This window comes from Pseudomonas sp. PD9R (genome assembly GCF_019200975.1).
GTDB lineage: Bacteria > Pseudomonadota > Gammaproteobacteria > Pseudomonadales > Pseudomonadaceae > Aquipseudomonas.
The window spans coordinates 332,902-356,945 of the sequence record NZ_JAHTMR010000002.1 but is presented as its reverse complement, the minus strand read 5'-3'; the positions used below and the strand labels follow the sequence as shown (position 1 = coordinate 356,945).

The 24,044-nt window shown below is 58.1% G+C and carries 20 protein-coding genes; 3 read left to right on the top strand and 17 right to left on the bottom strand.

The window, feature by feature from the left end; translation table 11 throughout:
• Positions 1-63: 63 nt before the first annotated feature.
• Both mutS and fdxA read left to right on the top strand, forming a co-directional pair.
• Positions 64-2,643 (top strand): DNA mismatch repair protein MutS, encoded by a 2,580-nt coding sequence (gene mutS, locus KUF73_RS06070; protein WP_218437148.1) that lies wholly within the window; start codon positions 64-66, stop codon positions 2,641-2,643.
• Between the two features lie 141 nt (positions 2,644-2,784).
• Positions 2,785-3,123 (top strand): ferredoxin FdxA, encoded by a 339-nt coding sequence (fdxA, locus tag KUF73_RS06065; protein ID WP_218437147.1) that lies wholly within the window; start codon positions 2,785-2,787, stop codon positions 3,121-3,123.
• A gap of 484 nt (positions 3,124-3,607) precedes the next feature.
• On the opposite strand, the gene rpoS is transcribed toward fdxA, so the two are convergent.
• The 8 genes from rpoS to KUF73_RS06025 form a co-directional block, all read right to left on the bottom strand.
• Positions 3,608-4,615: an RNA polymerase sigma factor RpoS gene (gene rpoS / locus KUF73_RS06060; RefSeq protein ID WP_008154012.1), complete on the bottom strand. Its 1,008-nt coding sequence runs from the start codon at positions 4,613-4,615 to the stop codon at positions 3,608-3,610.
• 103 nt (positions 4,616-4,718) lie between these two features.
• A complete protein-coding gene (locus KUF73_RS06055; RefSeq protein WP_218437146.1) occupies positions 4,719-5,576 on the bottom strand; it encodes a peptidoglycan DD-metalloendopeptidase family protein in 858 nt (285 codons plus the stop codon).
• 211 nt (positions 5,577-5,787) lie between these two features.
• Positions 5,788-6,423 (bottom strand): protein-L-isoaspartate(D-aspartate) O-methyltransferase, encoded by a 636-nt coding sequence (locus tag KUF73_RS06050; protein WP_218437442.1) that lies wholly within the window; start codon positions 6,421-6,423, stop codon positions 5,788-5,790.
• Between the two features lie 41 nt (positions 6,424-6,464).
• Positions 6,465-7,214 carry a 5'/3'-nucleotidase SurE gene (gene surE / locus KUF73_RS06045; RefSeq protein WP_218437145.1) on the bottom strand — a complete coding sequence of 250 codons (750 nt, stop codon included), beginning with the start codon at positions 7,212-7,214 and terminating at the stop codon, positions 6,465-6,467.
• Positions 7,202-8,260 carry a tRNA pseudouridine(13) synthase TruD gene (gene truD / locus KUF73_RS06040; protein WP_218437144.1) on the bottom strand — a complete coding sequence of 353 codons (1,059 nt, stop codon included), beginning with the start codon at positions 8,258-8,260 and terminating at the stop codon, positions 7,202-7,204. The genes surE and truD overlap by 13 nt, the downstream gene beginning before the upstream one ends.
• Positions 8,257-8,730, bottom strand: a complete 474-nt coding sequence (gene ispF / locus KUF73_RS06035) for a 2-C-methyl-D-erythritol 2,4-cyclodiphosphate synthase (RefSeq protein WP_218437143.1) — start codon at positions 8,728-8,730, stop codon at positions 8,257-8,259. The genes truD and ispF overlap by 4 nt, the downstream gene beginning before the upstream one ends.
• Positions 8,731-8,773: 43 nt before the next feature.
• On the bottom strand, positions 8,774-9,619 hold the full coding sequence (gene fghA / locus KUF73_RS06030) for an S-formylglutathione hydrolase (protein ID WP_371135405.1): 846 nt from the start codon (positions 9,617-9,619) through the stop codon (positions 8,774-8,776).
• Positions 9,620-9,708: 89 nt separating this feature from the next.
• Entirely contained in the window at positions 9,709-10,821 is a 1,113-nt protein-coding gene (locus KUF73_RS06025) for an S-(hydroxymethyl)glutathione dehydrogenase/class III alcohol dehydrogenase (RefSeq protein WP_008054058.1), read from the bottom strand.
• A gap of 107 nt (positions 10,822-10,928) precedes the next feature.
• Here KUF73_RS06025 and KUF73_RS06020 point away from each other — a divergent pair, with 107 nt between their 5' ends.
• The gene (locus KUF73_RS06020) at positions 10,929-11,825 is read left to right on the top strand and encodes a LysR substrate-binding domain-containing protein (RefSeq protein WP_218437142.1); all 897 of its coding nucleotides are present in this window, start codon (positions 10,929-10,931) and stop codon (positions 11,823-11,825) included.
• 84 nt (positions 11,826-11,909) lie between these two features.
• Here KUF73_RS06020 and ispD read toward each other — a convergent pair whose 3' ends face one another.
• The 9 genes from ispD to rnhB all read right to left on the bottom strand — a co-directional run bounded on the left by ispD (position 11,910) and on the right by rnhB (position 24,035).
• Entirely contained in the window at positions 11,910-12,617 is a 708-nt protein-coding gene (gene ispD / locus KUF73_RS06015; RefSeq protein WP_218437141.1) for a 2-C-methyl-D-erythritol 4-phosphate cytidylyltransferase, read from the bottom strand.
• Entirely contained in the window at positions 12,614-12,892 is a 279-nt protein-coding gene (gene ftsB / locus KUF73_RS06010) for a cell division protein FtsB (protein WP_218437140.1), read from the bottom strand. The genes ispD and ftsB overlap by 4 nt, the downstream gene beginning before the upstream one ends.
• 172 nt (positions 12,893-13,064) lie before the next feature.
• Complete coding sequence (gene eno, locus KUF73_RS06005; protein ID WP_131059171.1) at positions 13,065-14,354, bottom strand: phosphopyruvate hydratase; 1,290 nt, start codon at positions 14,352-14,354, stop codon at positions 13,065-13,067.
• A gap of 156 nt (positions 14,355-14,510) precedes the next feature.
• Positions 14,511-15,356 (bottom strand): 3-deoxy-8-phosphooctulonate synthase, encoded by an 846-nt coding sequence (gene kdsA, locus KUF73_RS06000; RefSeq protein WP_218437139.1) that lies wholly within the window; start codon positions 15,354-15,356, stop codon positions 14,511-14,513.
• Between the two features lie 5 nt (positions 15,357-15,361).
• Positions 15,362-16,993: a CTP synthase gene (locus KUF73_RS05995; protein ID WP_218437138.1), complete on the bottom strand. Its 1,632-nt coding sequence runs from the start codon at positions 16,991-16,993 to the stop codon at positions 15,362-15,364.
• A gap of 274 nt (positions 16,994-17,267) precedes the next feature.
• Complete coding sequence (gene tilS / locus KUF73_RS05990; RefSeq protein WP_218437137.1) at positions 17,268-18,596, bottom strand: tRNA lysidine(34) synthetase TilS; 1,329 nt, start codon at positions 18,594-18,596, stop codon at positions 17,268-17,270.
• A gap of 126 nt (positions 18,597-18,722) precedes the next feature.
• Positions 18,723-19,670: an acetyl-CoA carboxylase carboxyltransferase subunit alpha gene (locus KUF73_RS05985; protein ID WP_218437136.1), complete on the bottom strand. Its 948-nt coding sequence runs from the start codon at positions 19,668-19,670 to the stop codon at positions 18,723-18,725.
• A gap of 139 nt (positions 19,671-19,809) precedes the next feature.
• Positions 19,810-23,331, bottom strand: a complete 3,522-nt coding sequence (gene dnaE / locus KUF73_RS05980) for a DNA polymerase III subunit alpha (protein ID WP_218437135.1) — start codon at positions 23,329-23,331, stop codon at positions 19,810-19,812.
• A gap of 77 nt (positions 23,332-23,408) precedes the next feature.
• Positions 23,409-24,035: a ribonuclease HII gene (rnhB, locus tag KUF73_RS05975; protein ID WP_218437440.1), complete on the bottom strand. Its 627-nt coding sequence runs from the start codon at positions 24,033-24,035 to the stop codon at positions 23,409-23,411.
• Positions 24,036-24,044: the final 9 nt, after the last annotated feature.

Here is a 24,044-nt window from a genome sequence, read left to right as displayed (position 1 = left end):
GGAAAAGCCGGGCGCAAACCCCACTTTTGCCCTACACCTTTCAACGAGCTTTCCAGATCTCCAATGAATAAAGCCCTCTCCGACCTGTCCTCCCACACGCCGATGATGCAGCAGTACTGGCGTCTGAAAAACCAGCACCCAGATCAGTTGATGTTCTACCGCATGGGTGACTTCTACGAGATCTTCTACGAAGACGCGAAGAAGGCCGCCAAGCTGCTGGACATCACCCTGACCGCCCGTGGGCAGTCGGCAGGTCAGGCAATCCCGATGTGTGGGATTCCTTACCATGCCGCTGAAGGTTATCTGGCGAAACTGGTGAAGCTCGGTGAGTCGGTGGTGATCTGTGAGCAGGTTGGCGATCCGGCCACCAGCAAAGGACCGGTTGATCGTCAGGTCGTACGGATCATCACGCCGGGTACAGTGAGTGATGAGGCCTTGCTGGATGAGCGCCGGGACAACTTGATCGCCGCCGTGTTGGGCGACGAGCGCCTGTTCGGCCTGGCAGTGCTGGACATCACCAGCGGCAACTTCAGCGTGCTGGAAATCAAGGGTTGGGAAAATCTGCTGGCGGAACTGGAGCGGGTCAACCCGGTGGAGCTTTTGATCCCGGATGACTGGCCAAAGGATCTACCGGCGGAAAAACGCCGTGGGGTCCGTCGCCGTGCGCCGTGGGATTTTGAGCGCGACTCGGCGCTGAAGAGTCTTTGCCAACAATTCTCCACCCAGGACCTGAAAGGTTTCGGTTGTGAGAACCTGACCCTGGCCATCGGTGCCGCCGGATGCCTGCTGGCCTATGCGAAAGAAACCCAGCGCACCGCCCTGCCGCATCTGCGCAGCCTGCGCCACGAACGCCTGGACGACACCGTGGTGCTGGACGGCGCCAGCCGCCGCAATCTGGAACTCGACACCAACCTGGCCGGCGGTCGCGATAACACGCTGCAATCGGTGGTCGATCGTTGCCAGACGGCCATGGGCAGTCGCTTGCTGACCCGCTGGCTAAACCGCCCGCTGCGTGATCTGAAGGTACTGCTGGCACGCCAGACGTCGATCACCTGCCTGCTTGACGGCTATCGATTCGAGAAGCTGCAACCGCAACTCAAGGAAATCGGCGATATCGAGCGGATTCTTGCGCGGATCGGCCTGCGCAATGCGCGCCCGCGTGACCTTGCGCGCTTGCGCGATGCACTCGGCGCACTGCCGCAGTTGCAAGAAGCAATGACCGAGCTTGAAGCACCGCACCTCAATCAACTGGCAACCACCACCAGCACCTATCCGGAACTCGCGGCGCTGCTGGAAAAGGCCATCATCGACAACCCGCCAGCGGTGATCCGCGACGGCGGCGTCTTGAAGACCGGTTACGACATCGAACTCGATGATCTGCAATCACTCAGCGAGAACGCCGGGCAATTCCTGATCGACCTCGAAGCCCGCGAAAAAGCTCGCACCGGCCTGTCGCACCTGAAGGTCGGTTACAACCGCATTCACGGTTACTTCATCGAACTGCCAAGCAAACAAGCCGAATCGGCACCGGCTGATTACATCCGCCGACAAACGCTCAAGGGTGCCGAGCGTTTTATTACGCCGGAACTGAAAGCCTTCGAGGACAAGGCGCTGTCAGCCAAGAGCCGTGCCCTGGCTCGTGAAAAGATGCTTTACGAAGCCTTGCTTGAAGACCTGATCTCCCAGTTGCCACCACTGCAGGATACCGCTGCCGCACTGGCTGAGCTGGACGTTTTGAGCAACCTGGCCGAACGAGCACTGAACCTCGACCTCAACTGCCCGCGCTTCGTCAGCGAGCCATGCATGCGCATCACCCAGGGCCGTCACCCGGTGGTTGAGCAAGTGCTGACCACGCCTTTCGTGGCCAACGACCTGAGTCTTGATGACAACACGCGCATGCTGGTGATCACGGGGCCGAACATGGGCGGTAAATCCACCTACATGCGTCAAACCGCCTTGATCGTGCTATTGGCACACATCGGCAGCTTTGTGCCCGCCGCCAGTTGCGAATTGTCGCTGGTCGACCGGATCTTCACCCGGATCGGATCCAGCGATGACCTGGCCGGTGGACGCTCGACCTTCATGGTCGAAATGAGCGAAACCGCGAACATCCTGCATAACGCCACCGAGCGCAGTCTGGTGCTGATGGACGAAGTCGGACGAGGCACCAGCACCTTCGACGGCCTGTCCCTGGCGTGGGCCGCGGCGGAGCGCCTGGCGCATCTGCGGGCCTACACACTATTCGCCACACACTACTTTGAACTGACGGTCCTGCCGGAGGCTCAACCGCTGGTGGCCAACGTGCACCTCAATGCCACCGAGCACAACGAGCGCATCGTGTTCTTGCACCACGTGCTGCCTGGGCCTGCCAGCCAAAGCTACGGCCTGGCGGTTGCACAGCTGGCCGGCGTACCAAGCGAAGTGATCGTGCGCGCCCGAGAGCATTTGAGCCGACTGGAAGACACCGCCCTGCCGCATGAAGCGCCAAAGCCAGTCAAAGGCAAACCGGCCGCCCCACAGCAGAGCGACATGTTCGCCAGTCTGCCGCATCCGGTGCTGGATGAACTGACCAAACTGGACCTGGACGATATGACACCGCGCCGTGCACTCGAAATGCTCTATACACTAAAGACACGGATCTAACGCATAAGCTTGCAAGCTGTTAGAATCTCGCGCGGTTTGGGATGCTGCAGGTTATAGCCTGGCCTGCAGACTATCGCTCCCAAACCTTGCGACCCCTACGTGAAGGGGCGCAGCAAGCCGCGCCTGAGGAGAAAATTAGAAATGACCTTCGTCGTCACCGACAACTGCATCAAGTGCAAGTACACCGACTGCGTAGAAGTCTGTCCGGTGGACTGCTTTTACGAAGGCCCGAATTTCCTGGTGATTCACCCGGATGAGTGCATCGACTGCGCACTGTGCGAACCAGAATGCCCTGCCGTGGCCATCTTCTCCGAAGATGAAGTCCCGGAAGACATGCAGGAATTCATTCAGCTCAACGTTGATCTTGCTGAAATCTGGCCGAACATCACCGAGAAGAAAGATTCGTTGCCTGATGCAGAAGCGTTTGATCGCGTGCTTAACAAATCTGTAGGCAGCAAGCTCAAAGATCTCGAACGCTGATTACCCCCGCGTTCCCAAAAAAGGCCCCACAAGGGCCTTTTTGCTTTTTTAAGGGCAAAAAAAGGGGCGGTTTGACCCGCCCACATTTTTTCCCTATTCCCTGTATTCCTTTTCATCGTCCTGATGAATCGCTTCCTGCGATGTCCGTTCCCCTCATCCTTGAAGGGCGTGTCGGTCCGTCGACACAACCCAGATACTAATGCGTTCCCCGGCAAGAGCAATCGGCATTCAGCGACAAAAATGCTTGTCACATGCCGAAAGCTTGTAAAAATTCACTTATTTTTCAGATAGATAATGGCGCTAACCGTGAATAACGACGGCCTGCCACAGTGTAAAAATAACGAACACTTACGCAAGGAGTAAGCGATGACTTACAACGCGAGACCACAAACCTGAGGTGATGTTGGCAGATACGCCCCCCTATTTCCAGGCAACAAAAAGCCCCGAACGAGTCGAGGCTTTTGTTAACTATCAGGCGAAATGCTTATTGAAACAGCGATTCGCTAGACAGGCCATTCTTCTCCAGGATCTCCCGAAGACGCTTCAAGCCTTCAACCTGAATCTGTCTGACCCGCTCCCGGGTCAGGCCAATTTCCAGGCCCACGTCTTCAAGCGTGCTGCTCTCGTGGCCGCGCAGGCCGAAGCGGCGGATAACCACTTCGCGTTGCTTGTCGGTCAACTCCGAGAGCCATTGATCGATGCTCTGGGACAGGTCGTCGTCTTGCAACAGTTCGCACGGATCGGTGGGACGATCGTCGGTAAGGGTGTCCAGCAGGGTTTTATCCGAATCCGGACCCAGCGAGACGTCGACCGAAGAAACCCGCTCGTTAAGGCCCAGCATGCGCTTGACCTCACCTACCGGTTTTTCCAGCAGGTTGGCAATTTCTTCGGGTGAGGGTTCATGGTCGAGTTTTTGCGTCAGCTCCCGTGCGGCCCGCAGGTACACGTTGAGCTCTTTGACCACATGGATCGGCAACCGGATGGTCCGGGTCTGATTCATGATCGCGCGCTCGATGGTCTGACGAATCCACCAGGTCGCATAGGTCGAAAAGCGGAAGCCGCGCTCGGGGTCAAACTTCTCCACCGCCCGGATCAGCCCGAGGTTGCCCTCTTCGATCAGGTCGAGCAGCGACAGGCCACGATTGACGTAACGCCGGGCGATTTTCACCACCAGCCGCAGGTTACTTTCGATCATGCGTTTGCGCCCGGCCGGATCGCCACTTTGCGACAGGCGCGCAAAATGAACTTCTTCTTCGGGAGACAACAGAGGGGAGAAACCGATTTCATTGAGATACAACTGCGTGGCATCAAGTGCCCGCGTGTAGTCGATGTATTTGTGTTGCTTTAGCGAAGCGGAGTGTTTGGATTTGGCACGAACGGAAGGTGGAGCCGCCCCTTCATCATTCGACATCGAATCCGTACCGATGCCGGTCTCCATCAGGAGAACCTCATCGTCGATGTCAAACTCCGGCACTTCTTTACTGAGAGCCATTGTTATAGTCCTTTGGTGAGTTCGACCTCAAGCTCAAGCGGCGCCTTTATCCTTGGCAACGCTGGAGCCTGTCCCCTCTACGATGGAACAGGCTGGTAAGCGATCAACGACGTGGCAGGAATTGCAGCGGATCTACAGGTTTACCTTGGCGGCGAATCTCAAAATGCAGCTTCACCCGGTCTGTACCCGTTGACCCCATTTCGGCAATTGTCTGTCCGACCTTGACCTGCTGCCCCTCCCGAACCAACAGCCTGCGGTTATGTCCGTAGGCACTAACGTAGGTTTCACTGTGTTTGATGATCACTAATTCGCCGTAGCCCCTTAAGCCACTCCCGGCGTATACCACCGTCCCATCAGACGCAGCTAAAACAGGCTGTCCCAAATCCCCGGCGATATCAATTCCTTTATTCAAACTACCGTTTGAAGAGAATTTTCCAATCAAAATGCCATTAGAAGGCCATCCCCAGCCGGTCGGGGCCGGGCCTGCTGGAGGCATTGGAGCGGGTGCCGGCTTGTTGGCGACGGACGGTACAACCACCGGTGTGGTCGTGGTGCCACCGTCTACCGGACGACGAATGACCGTGGTTTTACTCGAGGACGAAGGCGACGAACTGGACGAACTGACCACCGCTGTCGACGTTGAACCGGTGCGTCCATCGAAGCGAATCGTCTGACCCGGGTGGATCGTGTAAGGCTCAGGAATGTTGTTGCGTGCCGCCAGCGCCTTGTAGTCCCAGCCGTAACGAAAGGCGATGGAGAACAGGGTGTCTTTGGGGCGAACCACGTACTGCCCGGTCGTCACTACCGGACGCTGAGGGGCGACATTGTTGCGATCGACTACGCGTACATCGCTGGATTTATTGCTGGAACATCCGACCAGCAAGGTGCTCAAGACAAGGCCAGTCACCAGGCGCTGAAAGCTCGTTTTACCCATACGCTGCGCAATGACTGTGAGACTCACCCGCCGCTCCCTTTGTGGTGGCTGAAAATGTGATTTGCCGTGTGCCGGCATGAAATGTCGCAAGTATAACGGGCCATGCACGCTTTACCCTTAATGAAGCGAAATGGCTTCGCGCACACGTTTGCTGCCTGACAAAACAACCCGTTTAACCAATCAACGCCGCTGTAAGACAGAGGCAATCGAAGAGAATTCAGCGCGCTGAAACAAATGCTCAGGCCAGTGGCCCATTGAGCAATGGGACGAAGCGCACAGCCCCCAGAACACGCCTGGAGAAACCCTGTTCTTCGCGAATGATCAGCATCAATTGCTGAACCTCACCCGAGCCGACCGGGATCACCAGGCGCCCACCAGGCGCCAATTGATCGAGCAACGCCTGAGGGACGTCGGTGGCCACTGCGGTCACGATAATGCCGTTGTACGGCGCCAGCGCCGGCCAGCCCTCCCAGCCATCGCCCCAGCGAAACACCACATTGCGCAGGTTCAACTCGACCAGGCGTTCCTTGGCCCGATCCTGTAAAACCTTGATGCGCTCGACGGAAAACACCCGTTCGACCAGTTGCGACAGTACCGCCGTCTGATAGCCCGACCCGGTACCAATTTCCAGCACCTTATCCAATGGCCCTGCTTCCAGCAGCAGCTCGCTCATGCGCGCCACCATATAAGGCTGGGAGATGGTCTGGTTATGCCCGATCGGTAGCGCGGTGTCTTCGTAGGCGCGGTGTGCCAGCGCCTCGTCGACAAACAGGTGACGCGGTGTACGGCGGATGACTTCCAGCACCTTGGCGTTGGACAGCCCTTCCTCGTACAGACGCTGAATCAGGCGCTCGCGGGTCCGTTGCGAAGTCATCCCGATGCCGCGACGCAGCATATCGTCGTGCTCACGAGACATCAGCGCAGTCCCTCCAGCCAGCCATCGAGACTTCTGAAGGCGTCATTGAAGGTACGATCCAGTTGCAACGGCGTGATGGAAACATAACCCTGCATCAGCGCATGGAAATCAGTGCCCGGGCCGCCGTCTTCGGCATCACCCGCCGCAGCAATCCAGTAACCGGCCTTGCCGCGCGGGTCGACCACTTTCATCGGTGCCGCCGCGCGGGCGCGATGGCCAAGTCGGGTCAACTGAATTCCGCGGATATGATCCAGCGGCAAATTGGGAATGTTCACGTTCAATACCGTGCGTGGCGGCAGTTCGAGGTCAGCATGAGCCTCGACCAGTTTGCGCGCAAAGTAGGCCGCTGTAGGAAGGTTCTCGACTTGTCGTGAGGCCAACGAAAAGGCAAACGAAGGGCGCGCCAGGAAACGCCCCTCGAGCGCCGCCGCCACGGTTCCGGAATACAGGACATCGTCCCCCAGGTTGGCGCCCAGATTGATCCCGGAAACCACCATGTCCGCTTCGCGTTCCAGCAAGCCGTTGAGGCCCAGGTGCACGCAATCGGTCGGTGTACCGTTAACGCTGATAAAACCGTTGGCCAGCGTCTGCGGGTGCAACGGACGGTCGAGCGTCAGCGAGCTGCTGGCGCCGCTTTTGTCCTGGTCCGGGGCGATAACCACGCATTCGGTGTAATCCGCCAGCGCAGCATAAAGCGCGGCGAGACCGGGTGCGGCTACCCCATCATCATTTGAAATCAGAATACGCATGGGCTGTCCGTCTGCCCCACCGGCACCAGATCAACAAGCTCGCGCACCAAAACAGTGGCAAAGCATCCGGCCGGCAGGACGAATTCCAGTTGCAGAATGTCAGGCTCGGGATAATGCCACGTCAACCCGGCAATGGGCAGCCGGAGGATGCGACGTTCATGGCTCATTCCGGCGTTAATCAACCAATCGCGAAGGTCGGCTTCGCGCGCGGCGATTGCCTGCTCCAGTTCATGGACAGCGCCCGTGGTCGGCGAGTCACCTTCGCCCCACTGCGGACCGGTCGGATGCAGGTCGAGAATCGCCAGCCGCGGGTCGCTGCACTCGGCTTCGCCTGCCGGAAAAAAGCTGCGGCTATCGGTGAATGCCAGCAGATCGCCGACCTGTGCACGCTGCCAGGTGCCATCGGCGACACGTGCAGCCAACACCTGATTAAACAGAAAGCTACGCGCCGTCGACAGCAGCCGCGAACGCACATTGCGCTGTTCCGGCAAGGCCTTGCGCGCCGCCCAGCCTCGAGCATCGACCACGTTACCGCCGTCAAACCCAAAACGCTGGGTGCCGAAATAGTTGGGGATGCCCTGGTTCGCAATCAGTTGCAGCCGCTCTTCGATCGCGGCCTTGTCGCCAGCAAATTGCGTCAGGCGCAACGTGAAACCGTTGGCCGAGTGAGCGCCCCGTTGCAGCTTGCGTTTGTGTCGGCTGGTCTTGAGGATTTTCAACGTATCGTTTTCTGCCGCCGACAGATCCGGATCGGCTTTGCCCGGCAACTGCACGCTGAACCACTGACGCGTCAGTGCCTGACGATCCTTGAGTCCGGCATAGCTGACCGTGCGCAATGGCACGCCAGCGGCCTTGGCGATTCGCCGTGCTGCTTCTTCAGTATTAAGACCGCGTTTTTCCGCCCAAATCCACAGGTGTTCGCCGTCGCCACTCAGGGGAATATCGAGGACTTCATCGACCTGGAAATCTTCAGCAGTAGCTTTCAGTACTGCTGTGCCGAGGGCTTCGCCATAAGCTCGCGGGCCGAGCAATTGGAGTTCGTTCATGCGCGCAGCAACAAGGCAACGGAATGCACCGCAATGCCTTCTTCGCGACCGACAAAGCCGAGCTTTTCGGTGGTGGTAGCTTTTACGTTCACTTGATCCAACTCAACTTGAAGATCTGCGGCAATCAGCGCACGCATTGATTCGATATGCGGAGCCATTTTTGGCGACTGGGCGACGATGGTGTTATCGACGTTGCCGACCTTCCAGCCTTTGGCATGGATCAGTGCGACGACATGACGCAACAGCGCACGGCTGTCGGCGCCTTTGAATTGCGGGTCGGTATCCGGGAAATGTTTGCCGATATCACCCAACGCCGCAGCGCCGAGCAAGGCATCGCTCAAGGCGTGCAGAAGGACGTCACCGTCGGAGTGGGCGAGCAGCCCGAAGCTATGTGCAATGCGCACGCCGCCCAGAGTAATGAAATCGCCTTCAGCGAAACGGTGCACATCATAGCCGTGGCCAATACGCATAAAAAAACGCCCCGAATTTTATCAGGGCGTGATTCTACCTGCATTAGACGCCTAGGGCGCGCCCGTGATGCTGCAAGTGATCGTCGATGAAGCTGGCGATGAAGAAATAGCTGTGATCGTAGCCGGGTTGCAGGCGCAACGTCAGCGGATAACCCGCCAGTTTGGTCGCCTGCTGCAAGGCTTCAGGCTTGAGTTGGGTGGCCAGGAAATCATCGCGATCACCTTGGTCGACCAGCAGCGGCAGTTTCTCGCGGGCCTCGGCAATCAATGCGCAGGCATCCCACTCGCGCCATTTCGAACGGTCCTCCCCCAGGTAACGGGAAAAGGCTTTCTGACCCCATGGGCAGTCCATAGGATTGTTGATCGGCGAGAACGCCGACACCGACAAATAGCGGCCCGGATTGCGCAACGCACAAACCAATGCGCCGTGACCACCCATGGAGTGACCGCTGATGCCGCGTTTGTCCGACGCCGGGAAATGCGCTTCGACCAATGCCGGCAATTCCTGCACAACATAGTCATGCATCCGATAGTGCCGCGACCACGGTTCCTGGGTGGCATTCAGATAAAACCCGGCACCGAGGCCGAAGTCCCAGGCGCCATCTGGATCACCCGGCACATCGGGGCCACGTGGACTGGTATCCGGCGCGACGATGATCATCCCCAGTTCGGCGGCCATGCGCATGGCGCCGGCTTTCTGCATAAAGTTCTCGTCGGTGCAGGTCAGGCCGGATAACCAGTACAGCACCGGCAACTTCCCGCCCTGCTCCGCTTGTGGCGGCAAAAACACGGCAAACACCATGTCGCAGCCGAGTACGTCGGAGCGATGGCGGTAGCGTTTGTGCCAGCCGCCGAAGCTTTTCTGGCAGGAAATATTTTCAAGGCTCATATGAATTTCAGCTGCAAGCTGCAAGCTTCAAGCTGCAAGAGAGCGGTGAGCCCGCTTGCAGCTTATGGCCCGAAACTTTTCGCTGCTCCTTAGAAATGGATAACGGAACGGATGCTTTTCCCTTCATGCATCAGATCGAATGCCTTGTTGATATCTTCCAGGCCCATGGTGTGGGTGATGAAGGTGTCCAGCGGGATTTCGCCGGTTTCGGCCATTTCCACGTAGCTCGGCAATTCGGTACGACCACGCACACCACCGAACGCAGAACCGCGCCAGACGCGACCGGTGACCAACTGGAACGGACGGGTCGAAATTTCCTGACCGGCACCGGCGACGCCGATGATGACCGACTCACCCCAACCCTTGTGGCAGCACTCAAGTGCGGCACGCATCAGCTGGACATTGCCAATGCACTCGAAGGAAAAATCGACGCCGCCGTCGGTCATGTCGACGATGACTTCCTGGATCGGACGATCGAAGTCTTTCGGGTTTACACAATCGGTGGCACCCAGTTGTTTAGCGATCTCGAATTTGGCCGGATTGATGTCGATGGCGATGATGCGCGCAGCCTTGGCTTTGACCGCGCCGATGACCGCCGACAGACCGATGCCGCCGAGGCCGAAAATGGCCACGGTATCACCTGGTTTCACCTTGGCAGTATTGAGCACGGCACCGATGCCGGTGGTGACACCGCAACCCAGCAGACAGACTTTTTCCAGTGGCGCTTCTTTAGCAATCTTGGCCACGGAAATTTCCGGCAGCACGGTGTATTCGGAAAATGTCGACGTACCCATGTAGTGGAAAATCGGCTGGCCCTTGTAGGAAAAACGCGAAGTGCCATCCGGCATCAAGCCTTTACCCTGGGTCGCGCGGATTGCCTGGCAGAGGTTGGTTTTACCCGACAGGCAGAATTTGCACTGGCGACATTCCGGGGTGTACAGCGGGATCACATGGTCGCCTACAGCAACGGATGTCACGCCCTCGCCGATCGCTTCAACGATCGCGCCGCCTTCGTGACCGAGGATCGACGGGAAGATGCCTTCCGGGTCAGCGCCCGACAGGGTGTAGGCATCGGTATGGCAGACACCGGAGGCCACTACGCGCAGCAACACTTCACCGGCCTTGGGCATGGCGACATCGACTTCAACGATCTCGAGGGGTTTCTTCGCCTCGAAGGCAACGGCGGCGCGCGACTTGATCATGGTGATTCTCCAGTGAATAAAAACGAGACAGGGAGTGTAATACACCGCCGCAAGATGAATAATCGGAGCAAATGCAAAATATTATTGCTGTACAGGGATAATCCGCCATGTCCGATAGCCGTTGGGAAGGGATCGATGAGTTCGTCGCAGTCGCCGAATGCAGCCAATTCACTGCTGCCGCCGAACGCCTTGGCGTTTCTTCCTCCCATATCAGTCGACAAATCGCACGCCTCGAAGAGCGCTTGCAAACCCGCCTGCTCTACCGCAGTACGCGTCGGGTCGCGCTGACCGAGGCCGGGCAAACTTTTCTGCAACATTGCCAGCGCTTACAAGATGGCCGCGAGGAAGCATTGCGAGCGGTCGGTGACCTGACCAGCGAACCCAAGGGCATGTTGCGCATGACCTGCGCCGTGGCCTACGGCGAACGCTTTATCGTGCCACTGGTAACGCGATTCATGGGGCTTTATCCACAATTGCGGATCGACATTGAACTGAGCAACCGTCAACTCGATTTGGTGCATGAGGGCCTGGACCTGGCGATCCGTCTGGGTCGATTGCAGGACTCGCGTCTGGTCGCTACTCGCCTCGCCCCCCGCAGGATGTTTCTTTGCGCGTCGCCTTCCTACCTGGAACGGTATGGCCGCCCACACAGTTTGTCGGAATTGAGCCGCCACAACTGCCTGATTGGCAGTTCCGATCTCTGGCAACTGGAACAGAACGGGCGGGAATTTTCGCAGAGGGTTCAGGGAAACTGGCGCTGCAACAGCGGGCAAGCGGTACTTGATGCGGCGCTACAGGGCGTCGGGTTGTGCCAGTTACCGGACTATTACGTACTGGAGCATTTGAAGAGCGGCGTGTTGATTTCGTTGCTGGAAGCGCATCAACCACCCAACACCGCCGTTTGGGCGCTGTATCCACAGCAAAGGCATCTGTCGCCGAAGGTGCGCAAGTTGGTGGATTATTTGAAGGAAGGATTGGCTCAGCAGCCGGAGTATCAGGTTTAGACGTTGGAGATCAAAAGATCGCAGCCTGCGGCAGCTCCAGTTGAAACGCGATCCCCTGTAGGAGCTGCCGCAGGCTGCGGTCTTTTAGCGGCGATTAGCCCAGCGCTGGCGCAACCATTCCAGGTCTTCCGGGCGAGTGACCTTGAGGTTGTCGGATCGACCTTCGATCAGGCGTGGCGCCATGCCCGCCCACTCCATGGCTGAAGCTTCATCGGTGATGACAACGTCGGCCACCAGACTGTCCGCCAACGCCCGATGCAATGAGCCAAGACGAAACATCTGCGGCGTGTAGGCCTGCCAGATAACACTGCGGTCCACGGTTTCCACGACGCGCCCCAGTTTGTCGACTCGTTTGAGCGTGTCCCGCGCCGGAACCGCCAGCAGCCCACCCACCGGATCATCAGCCAGCTCAGCCAACAAGTTATCCAGATCGTCACGGCTGAGATTCGGCCGCGCTGCATCGTGAACCAGGACCCAGTCCTCATCGCCGGCACCTAGTGTGTGCAAATGCAACAACGCATTGAGTACCGACCCGGAACGCTCGGCACCACCCTCGACCCGCGATATTCGCGAATCGCTTGCGCACGCCAGGTTCGGCCAGAAAGGATCATCAACAGCAAGACTGACCACCAGCCCCTTGAGGGATGGATGATCAAGGAAACAGCCGAGGCTGTGTTCGAGAATAGTGCGCCCGCCCAGTTGCAAGTATTGCTTGGGACGGTCTGCGGCCATACGAGCACCAACGCCCGCGGCAGGAACCACGGCCCAGAAGGCCGGTAAAGACAGATTCATTGTGCCAACTGGTAAAGGGTTTCACCGTCCTTGACCATGCCCAACTCATGGCGAGCCCGCTCTTCAACGGTCTCCATGCCCTTTTTCAACTCGCTGACTTCAGCGTCCATCACCCGGTTGCGCTCCAGCAACGTCTCGTTCTCAGCATGCTGGTCCGCGATCTGCTGAGTCAGCTCGGCCACTTGCGCCAGACTGCCATTACCCACCCACAGGCGATACTGCAGGCCAGCCAGCAACAGGAGCAAGACGAGGAACAACCAATTGGGACTGCGCATCGAATATCAGGTATCCAGTGAAAAAAGACAGCCATACCAAAACATGAAGCTACTGATAGCACGAAGCCTGGAAAAACCAGGCTTGTGCTTATAAGGCATCAGATTAGTGGCAAAAACGTCGCTGTAGCGATTTTTCCGACACAATCCGGTGTCTTTTTTACCATGTACTTACTCAGCCGCGGAATTCGCTGCGGCCGTTGTACTTGGCTTTACCGTTCAATTGCTCTTCGATACGCAGCAGTTGGTTGTACTTGGAAACGCGATCGGAACGGCACAGGGAACCGGTCTTGATCTGGCCAGCCGCGGTACCCACGGCCAGGTCGGCGATGGTCGAATCTTCGGTTTCGCCGGAGCGGTGCGAGATCACTGCAGTGTAACCAGCGGCCTTGGCCATCTGGATGGCTTCCAGGGTTTCGGTCAGTGTGCCGATCTGGTTGAACTTGATCAGAATCGAGTTGGCGATCTTTTTATCGATGCCTTCTTTCAGGATCTTGGTGTTGGTCACGAACAGGTCGTCGCCTACCAGTTGGGTCTTCTCGCCGATTTTGTCGGTGAGGATTTTCCAGCCAGCCCAGTCGGACTCGTCCAGGCCATCTTCGATGGAGATGATCGGGTAACGCTCGGTCAGACCTTTCAGGTAGTCGGCGAAACCTTCAGCGGTGAACACCTGGCCTTCGCCAGACAGGTTGTATTTACCGTCTTCGTAGAATTCGCTGGCCGCGCAGTCCAGAGCCAGGGTCACGTCGGTGCCCAGCTTGTAACCGGCGTTGGCAACGGCTTCGGAAATCACTTTCAAAGCGTCTTCGTTGGACGCCAGGTTCGGTGCGAAACCACCTTCGTCACCTACGGCAGTGCTCAGGCCACGGGCCTTCAGAACAGCTTTGAGGTGATGGAAAATCTCGGTGCCCATGCGCAGACCTTCCGAGAAAGACTTGGCGCCAACTGGCTGAACCATGAATTCCTGGATGTCGACGTTGTTATCGGCGTGCTCGCCACCGTTGATGATGTTCATCATCGGAACCGGCATCGAGTAGACACCCGGGGTGCCGTTCAGGTTCGCGATGTGTGCATACAGTGGCAGGTCCTGGTCCTGTGCTGCTGCCTTGGCCGCGGCCAGGGAAACGGCGAGGATCGCGTTGGCGCCCAGGGAACCTTTGTTTTCAGTACCGTCGAGCTTGATCATCGCGTGATCCAGCGCTTTCTGGTCGCTTGGGTCAGTACCTTTCAACAGGTCGCGGATCGGACCGTTGATGTTGGCTACGGCTTTCAGAACGCCCTTGCCCAGGTAACGGCTCTTGTCGCCATCACGCAGCTCGAGCGCTTCACGCGAGCCAGTGGAAGCACCGGACGGCGCGCAAGCACTGCCGATGATGCCGTTGTCGAGAAGCACATCCGCTTCCACGGTGGGATTGCCACGGGAGTCGAGAACTTCACGACCTTTGATGTCGACGATTTTAGCCATTGTTGTAAACACTCCAAAGTTGACGAAAACGACGCAGCTGTAGGAAATCTTTGGTCGTCGGCAAGCGAGGTGCAGCGGGCAGTCTTGCAGACGACAAGGCTCAGGCCCGAGGGCCTGAGCGTTAAATCGTGCGGTACTTTACCGGAGAAATGAGGATTACGCGGTTTCTACCGTCGGAAAACTCTTCACCAGCTCGTCCAGAGCTTTGAGCTGGGCCAGGAATGGCTCCAGTTTGTCCAGACGCAAGGCGCAAGGGCCGTCACATTTGGCGTTGTCCGGATCCGGATGGGCTTCGAGGAACAGGCCGGCCAGCGACTGGCTCATGCCAGCCTTTGCCAGGTCGGTAACCTGAGCGCGGCGCCCACCAGCGGAATCGGAGCGACCACCCGGCATTTGCAGCGCGTGGGTCACGTCGAAGAACACCGGGTATTCGAACTGCTTCATGATGCCGAAGCCGAGCATGTCGACGACCAGGTTGTTGTAGCCGAAACTCGAACCACGTTCGCAAAGGATCAACTGATCGTTACCGGCTTCCACGCATTTGCTCAGGATGTGTTTCATTTCCTGAGGCGCGAGGAATTGGGCTTTCTTGATGTTAATCACCGCACCGGTCTTGGCCATCGCGACCACAAGGTCGGTCTGGCGCGACAAGAAGGCCGGTAGTTGAATAATGTCGCAGACTTCCGCAACGACCGCGGCCTGATCAGGCTCGTGGACATCGGTGATGATCGGCACGCCAAAGGCTTGCTTGATGTCCTGGAAAATCCGCATGCCCTCTTCCAGGCCGGGGCCACGGTAAGAGGTCACGGAGGAACGGTTGGCCTTGTCGAAGCTGGCCTTGAACACGTAAGGGATACCCAGTTTCTGGGTAACCTTCACGTACTCTTCGCAGACCTGCATCGCCATATCGCGGCTTTCCAGCACGTTCATGCCGCCGAACAGCACCATTGGCTTATCGTTGGCAATCTCGATATCGCCTACACGGATGATCTTCTGCGCCATAAGGTTCAAGCCTTCTTCTGGTGTTGAGCCAAAGCTGCTTTAACGAAACCGCTGAACAACGGGTGACCGTCGCGTGGCGTCGAGGTGAACTCAGGGTGGAACTGGCAAGCGACGAACCATGGATGATCCGGTGCTTCAACCACCTCAACCAGTGCGCCATCACCGGAACGACCGGAGATTTTCAGGCCGGCCTCGATGATTTTCGGCAGCAGGTTGTTGTTCACTTCGTAGCGATGACGATGACGCTCGACAATCACGTCCTTGCCGTAGCAATCATGAACCAGGGAACCCGGCTCCAGCAGGCAATCCTGCGCGCCGAGGCGCATGGTGCCGCCCAGGTCGGAAGTTTCAGTACGGGTTTCGACTGCGCCGGTGGCATCTTCCCACTCGGTGATCAGACCCACGACCGGGTGACCGCTTGCACGATCGAACTCGGTGGAGTTGGCGTCTTTCCAGCCCATCACGTTACGAGCGAACTCGATCACGGCCACTTGCATGCCCAGGCAGATGCCCAGGTACGGAACCTTGTTTTCGCGAGCGTATTGAACGGCGGTGATCTTGCCTTCCACGCCACGCAGACCGAAGCCGCCAGGCACCAGGATCGCGTCGACACCTTCCAGCAGCGCGGTGCCCTGATTCTCGATGTCTTCGGAATCGATGTAGCGCAGATTGACCTTGGTACGGTTGCTGATGCCGGCATGACTCATCGCTTCGATCAGCGATTTGTAGGCGTCCAGCAGTTCCATGTACTTGCCGACCATGGCGATGGTGACTTCATGCTCAGGGTTGAGCTTGGCGTCGACCACGGCTTCCCACTCGGACAGATCGGCACCGCCGCATTGCAGGCCGAAACGCTCGACGACGAAATCGTCCAGACCCTGCGAGTGCAAGATGCCCGGGATCTTGTAGATGGTGTCGGCGTCTTCCAGCGCGATGACCGCACGTTCTTCAACGTTGGTGAACTGCGCGATCTTGCGACGCGACGACAAATCGATCGGATGATCGGAGCGGCAGACCAGTACGTCTGGTTGTAGGCCGATGGAGCGCAACTCCTTGACCGAGTGCTGGGTTGGCTTGGTTTTGGTTTCGCCGGCAGTGGCGATGTATGGCACCAGCGTCAGGTGCATCAGCATCGCGCGCTTGGCGCCGACTTCGAAACGCAACTGGCGGATGGCTTCGAGGAACGGTTGGGATTCGATGTCACCCACGGTGCCACCAATTTCGACCATCGCCACGTCAGCATCGCCGGCACCCTTGATGATGCGGCGCTTGATTTCGTCGGTGATGTGCGGAATCACCTGGATGGTTGCACCCAGGTAATCACCACGGCGCTCTTTGCGCAGCACGTGTTCGTAGACACGGCCGGTGGTGAAGTTGTTGTTCTGGGTCATGGTCGTGCGGATGAACCGCTCGTAGTGGCCCAGGTCCAGGTCGGTCTCGGCGCCGTCGTGAGTGACGAACACTTCACCGTGCTGGAACGGGCTCATGGTGCCCGGGTCGACGTTGATGTACGGGTCCAGTTTCAGCATGGTGACCTTAAGTCCCCGCGCCTCCAGGATGGCCGCCAATGATGCCGATGCAATGCCTTTCCCCAATGAAGAAACAACACCGCCCGTGACGAATATGTAGCGCGTCATGAAAAACCCTAGAAGTCTGCGTTAAAGCGGTCCGAGCCGCCGGGGAAAGCGAAGGAAGGCCGAAGCCCCCGATCACCTGCATTAATCACAGTGCACCTTTCAAAAAAACCGCCGCGTTGGGACAGACCGGGAGATGAAACACCGGTACGTTGCTCGCTACACATTTTTTGGAATCGCCCAGCAAAGACTGCTTGGTAATCGGCAACTCCTGCAATTCAGGCGAATCCACAGAAGTTGTATCAAGAAGGGAGCGTAGTCTACCGGAAAGCCCCTTTCAGCTCAAACCTTGATCTTCGCTTGGCGGCTGCCAATGCAAATTCCAACTACCCGATGCACCACCATCCAGCCCCTTGAGGTTCGCTACTGCCAGCAATTGCTCCCCTTTGAACAGCAGCGGCAATCTGCCGCGCACGAATAACGGCAAAGCACTTTCGTTGAGCAACCGCTTGAGGTCACGATGACCACGACCCGCCAAATCCATCACCTCTCCCCCTTCACGATAGCGGATATGCAAAGGGCCATCGGGAATTTGCCCGGTGAGCGTCAGCACGCCGTTGCGCGGCAACAGCAATGGCAGCAAGGGCTCTGGCCATTCACCCACTGCAGGCGCGGCACGCAACCAGACACCGGACACCCACCAGATTCGCCCACCTGCTCGATGCAGATCGCCATCCGCCAGCCGCCAGATCGGCCGGGCATCGCCGGTCGCATCACGCAAATCCTCCCAACCCGACCAATGGTCGCTGTCCGGTAGTCTTGTCCGCGGCCCAAGCCAATGGCTGAGCGCATTGCGCTGGCGAGCGATGGAGAGTTTTTCCAGCGATGCCAAATCAAGGGATGGCAGCCCGAGCCAATCGAAATCGCTGGCCGTACCCGCGTCCGCCAGATCAAGTTGCGCCAACTCATCGAGCAAGCCCTGCGCCTCGCTCAAATGCGTAGCGCTGCGAGCCATGGTCGCCATCGCCTGCGGCCAGCGCGCGGTCAATAACGGGAGCACTTGATGACGCAAGTAGTTGCGCGAAAAATGACGGTCCTGATTGGAAGGATCTTCGATCCAGCTCAAGCGATGCGTGGCAGCGTAGGCTTCAAGCTCCGCCCGCGTGACATCGAGCAACGGCCGCAGCAGACACCCTTTGCCCAACGGACGCTGACGCGGCATCCCTGACAGCCCCCTTACCCCTGCCCCACGCAGCAGGCGAAACAGCAACGTTTCCGCTTGATCGTCCCGATGCTGAGCGGTCAGCAGCACTTCATCGGCTTGAATCGCTTCGATGAATGCAGCGTAACGCGCATCCCGCGCGGCACGCTCAAGACTGGCGCCAGGCTGAACCTGCACGCGGGCAATCTGCAACGGCACACCTAACGACTCACACACCGCCTGACAGTGAGCCGGCCACGCGTCAGCAGCAACCAGAAGACCGTGATGAACATGGATGGCGCTTAGCGCAGGCAGGGATTGGGTTTTTGCCAGGTGGGCAAGAAGATGCAGCAGGACAGTGGAGTCGAGACCACCGGAGAATGCGATGCGCCAGGTTTTGGCGTTGCGCCAGGGTGTCAGACTTCTCAGGAGCTTGGTGGACAAGTCAATGTTGGAAGGACTCATAGAGTTCTATCGCTTCACATAACCCACCTGTAGGAGCTGCCGCAGGCTGCGAGCTTTTGATCTTGAAAAAGCAAGATCAAAAGATCGCAGCCTGCGGCAGCTCCTACAGGGGTACGGCGTGGTCAGTTAGAGGCCGTAGCTCATCAGACGCTCGTAACGACGGGCCAGCAACGCCTTGCTGTCGAGCTTCTTCAGCATCGCCAGTTGCGAGCTCAGCTCGGCACGGATCGATGCAGCCGCTGCGGCTGGATCACGGTGCGCACCGCCCAATGGCTCGCCGATCACTTTGTCCACGATGCCCAGGCCTTTCAGGCGCTCGGCAGTGATGCCCATCGCTTCAGCGGCGTCCGGTGCCTTCTCGGCGGTTTTCCACAGAATCGATGCGCAACCTTCGGGCGAGATCACCGCGTAGGTCGAGTACTGCAGCATGTTCAACTGATCGCAGACGCCAATGGCCAGTGCACCACCAGAACCACCTTCACCGATCACGGTGGCGATGATTGGGGTTTTCAGACGGGACATGACGCGCAGGTTCCAGGCAATTGCTTCGCTCTGGTTACGCTCTTCAGCATCGATACCAGGATAAGCACCCGGGGTGTCGATGAAGGTCAGGATAGGCATCTTGAAGCGTTCGGCCATTTCCATCAGGCGGCAGGCCTTGCGGTAGCCTTCCGGACGCGGCATGCCGAAGTTGCGACGAACTTTTTCGCGCACTTCACGGCCTTTCTGGTGACCGATGATCATCACCGGCTGGTCGTCCAGACGGGCAATACCACCCACAATGGCAGCATCGTCGGAGAAGTGACGGTCGCCGTGCAGTTCGTCGAACTCGGTGAAGATGTGTTCGATGTAGTCCAGGGTGTATGGGCGTTTCGGGTGACGCGCCAGACGCGCGATCTGCCAGCTGGTCAGCTTGCCGAAGATGTCTTCGGTCAGCGTGCTGCTTTTGTCCTGCAGGCGGGAGATCTCATCGCCGATATTCAGCGAATTGTCATTACCGACCAAGCGCAACTCTTCGATCTTGGCTTGCAGGTCGGCGATCGGCTGTTCGAAATCTAGAAAATTCGGGTTCATAGGCGTCCGTCTAGGGTCAACGTCCAAGAGAGCTTGGGTCGGCCGGTTGTCTATTCGCGCCCTACCTTAAGGGACAGGCGCGTTCAGGTCGAGATTAAAAATTCAGGTCAAGGTCAGGGCAATCTAATGGCACTGACCGTCAACGGTATTGGAGGAAGACGTTGTCTCGCCCGAACTGGTCACGCAGGGCTTGAATCAACGCGTCCGCCGGATCGATTCGCCAGCCTTCGCCGAACTGCAGCAAGGCCTTCGCATCGGGGCTGGTGTACTCCATGGTGATCGGGCATGCACCGCGGTGACGCTTGAACAATTCACCCAGCCAGCGTAGCTGATCGCCTTTCAAATCCTTGGTGTGCAGCTTCAGGCGCAGGCTTTCGGCCAGGTTGGTGCGCGCATCTTCCATGCTCATCACCCGCTTGACCCGCAAGCGCAGGCCGCCGGAGAAGTCGTCATTGCTGACCTCGCCTTCGACCACCACCATCGCATCGGTCTGCAACAGCGACTGCGCGGAATGGAACGCATCGGCAAACAGCGACGCTTCGATCCGCCCCGAACGGTCGTCGAGAGTGATGAAACCCATCTTGTCGCCCTTTTTGTTTTTCATCACCCGCAGGGCAATGATCATCCCGGCAACGGTCTGCGTGTCACGCGCCGGTTTCAGGTCGATGATGCGCTGACGCGCAAAACGGCGAATTTCGCCTTCGTATTCGTCGATCGGGTGACCGGTCAGGTACAGGCCCAGGGTATCTTTTTCGCCCTTCAGCCGTTCCTTGAGGGTTAGCTCTTTCGCCTTGCGATGGTTGGCGTAGACATCGGCGTCTTCCTCGACGAACAATCCGCCAAACAGGTCGGCATGCCCGCTGTCATGAGTGCGGGCCGTTTGTTCAGCAGCCTTGATCGCCCCTTCCATCGCATTCAGCAGAACCGCACGATTTTGGTCAATGCTCGCTTGATACGCTTTGGGTTCGTCATGGAAATACGGGCCCAGGCGATCCAGCGCACCGCTGCGGATCAACCCGTCCAGGGTGCGCTTGTTGATACGCTTGAGGTCGACACGGGCGCAGAAATCGAACAGATCCTTGAACGGCCCGTCCTGACGCGCCTCGGTGATCGCTTCCACCGGACCTTCGCCCACTCCCTTGATCGCGCCGAGGCCGTAAATGATCCGGCCTTCGTCGTTCACCGTGAACTTGAACTCCGAAGTATTCACATCCGGCGCGTCGAGACGCAGCTTCATGGTGCGAATTTCTTCGATCAAGGTCACGACCTTGTCGGTGTTGTGCATATCCGCCGACAGCACCGCAGCCATGAACGGTGCCGGGTAGTGTGTTTTCAGCCACGCAGTCTGGTAAGAAACCAGGCCATACGCCGCGGAGTGGGATTTGTTGAAACCATAACCGGCGAATTTTTCTACCAGGTCGAAAATGTTACCCGCCAGGTCGGCATCGATATTGTTGGACTTGCAACCTTCAATGAAACCGCCGCGCTGCTTGGCCATTTCTTCAGGCTTTTTCTTACCCATGGCACGGCGAAGCATGTCCGCACCGCCGAGGGTGTAGCCCGCCATGACCTGGGCAATCTGCATCACCTGTTCCTGATACAGGATGATGCCGTAAGTCGGTGCCAAAACAGGCTTGAGGCCTTCGTACTGGTAATCCGAGTGCGGGTACGCGAGTTCGGCGCGACCGTGTTTCCGGTTGATAAAGTCATCAACCATGCCCGATTGCAGCGGGCCCGGACGGAACAGCGCCACCAGTGCGATCAAGTCTTCCAGGCAGTCGGGCTTGAGCTTTTTGATCAGCTCTTTCATGCCGCGGGATTCGAGCTGGAACACCGCCGTGGTTTCGGCTTTTTGCAGCAGCGTATAAGTTGGCTTGTCATCCAGCGGGATGAATGCGATGTCCAGCGGTGGTTCATCCACCTTGGCGCGGTCGCGGTTGATGGTTTTCAGCGCCCAGTCGATAACCGTCAGCGTCCGCAGGCCGAGGAAGTCGAACTTCACCAGGCCGGCGGCTTCAACGTCGTCCTTGTCGAACTGGGTTACCAGGCCGTCACCCGCTTCGTCACAATAGATCGGCGAGAAGTCAGTCAGCTTGGTCGGAGCGATTACCACGCCACCGGCGTGCTTGCCGACGTTACGCACAACGCCTTCCAGCTTGCGGGCCATCTCCCATATTTCTGCGGCCTCTTCATCGACCTTGATGAAGTCACGCAGGATTTCTTCCTGTTCGTAGGCCTTTTCCAGGGTCATGCCGACTTCGAACGGAATCATTTTCGACAGACGATCGGCCAAACCGTAGGACTTGCCCTGCACCCGCGCCACGTCACGGACCACAGCTTTAGCCGCCATGGAGCCGAAAGTGATGATCTGGCTTACCGCATTGCGACCGTATTTTTCGGCCACGTAGTCGATTACCCGGTCGCGACCGTCCATGCAGAAGTCGACGTCGAAGTCGGGCATGGATACCCGTTCCGGGTTCAGGAAACGTTCGAACAGCAGGTCATATTCCAGCGGGTCGAGGTCGGTGATTTTCTGCACATAGGCCACCAGCGACCCGGCACCCGACCCACGGCCCGGACCTACCGGTACGCCATTACTCTTGGCCCACTGGATAAAGTCCATCACGATCAGGAAGTAACCGGGGAAGCCCATCTGGATGATGATATCCAGCTCGAAATTCAACCGGTCGACATAGACCTGGCGCTTGGCGTCGTAGTCTTCGGTGGTGTCTTTGGGCAGCAGAACGCTCAAGCGATCTTCGAGACCATCGAACGATACCTTGCGGAAATACTCGTCGATGGTCATACCATCGGGAATCGGGAAATTGGGCAGGAAGTGCGTGCCCAGTTTCACTTCGATGTTGCAGCGCTTGGCGATCTCGACGGTGTTTTCCAGCGCTTCGGGAATGTCGCTGAACAGCTCGGCCATTTCCTCGGCGCTTTTGAGGTATTGCTGATCGCTGTAGTTTTTCGAACGTCGCGGATCGTCCAGGGCGCGGCCCTCACCGATACATACACGAGTTTCGTGGGCGGCGAAGTCTTCCTGCTTGATGAAGCGCACATCGTTGGTCGCGACCAGCGGCGCGCCGATCTTCTCGGCCAGGGCCACGGCGCCGTGCAGTTGCTCTTCATCATTAGGCCGACTGGTGCGCTGGATTTCCAGATAGAAACGATCCGGGAACACCGCCATCCATTCACGTGCCAGGGATTCGGCTTCGCCCGGGTTGCCACTGAGCATCGCCAGGCCGATTTCGCCCTCTTTCGCCGCCGACAACATGATCAAGCCTTCGCTGGCTTCGGCCACCCACTCGCGCTCGATGATGATCGAGCCATTACGCTGGCCGTCGATGAAGCCGCGGGAGATCAATTCGGTGAGGTTGCGATAACCCACGGCGTTCATCGCCAGCAGGCTGATCCGGCTCAACGCGTTATCCGGATCCTTGTTCGACAGCCACAAGTCGGCGCCGCAGATCGGCTTGATCCCGGCCCCCATGGACGCTTTATAGAATTTGACAAGGGAGCACATGTTGTTCTGGTCAGTGACCGCAACGGCAGGCATGTTCATGCCGACCAGGGTCTTGACCAGCGGTTTGATCCGCACCAGACCGTCGACCAGGGAGTATTCAGTGTGCAGGCGTAGATGAACGAATGAAGCCGGCATAGTGATCCTGTCTGTGAACGTGAAGACAACAAGGCCCGGATTGTACCGGGCCTTGGTAAAAAAAATCAGCCTTGCGACTAACTCTCTATGAGGCTTTCTCGCGCTTCGTAGGCGAGACGCACCGGGGCAAATGAACGCCGATGAATCGGTGTCGGCCCAAGCCGAGCGAGTGCTTCCAGATGGACGGGCGTCGGGTAGCCTTTGTGTCCGCCGATGCCGTAACCCGGATAAATCAATTCAAAAGCCGCCATTTCACGATCGCGACTGACCTTGGCCAGAATCGATGCCGCGGCGATGGCCGGGACCTTGCCATCGCCCTGCACCACCGCTTCGGCGCGCATCGGCAGTTTCGGGCAGCGGTTACCGTCGATCATCGCCAGTTTCGGCTGGATATGCAGACCGGCAATGGCGCGCTGCATGGCCAGCATGGTGGCGTGCAGAATGTTCAGCTCGTCGACTTCTTCGACTTCCGCGCGGGCAATGCACCAGCTCAGGGCTTTTTCGCAGATTTCGTCGTAGAGCTTTTCGCGGCGGGCTTCGGTGAGTTTCTTCGAATCGTTGAGCCCGAGGATCGGACGGTTCGGATCAAGGATTACCGCCGCCGTGACCACTGCACCACAAAGAGGGCCGCGACCGACTTCGTCGACGCCGGCAACCAATTCTTCGACTTCGGCGACCAAGGTGAAATCCAGCCCCATTTGCATGCTTGTTTT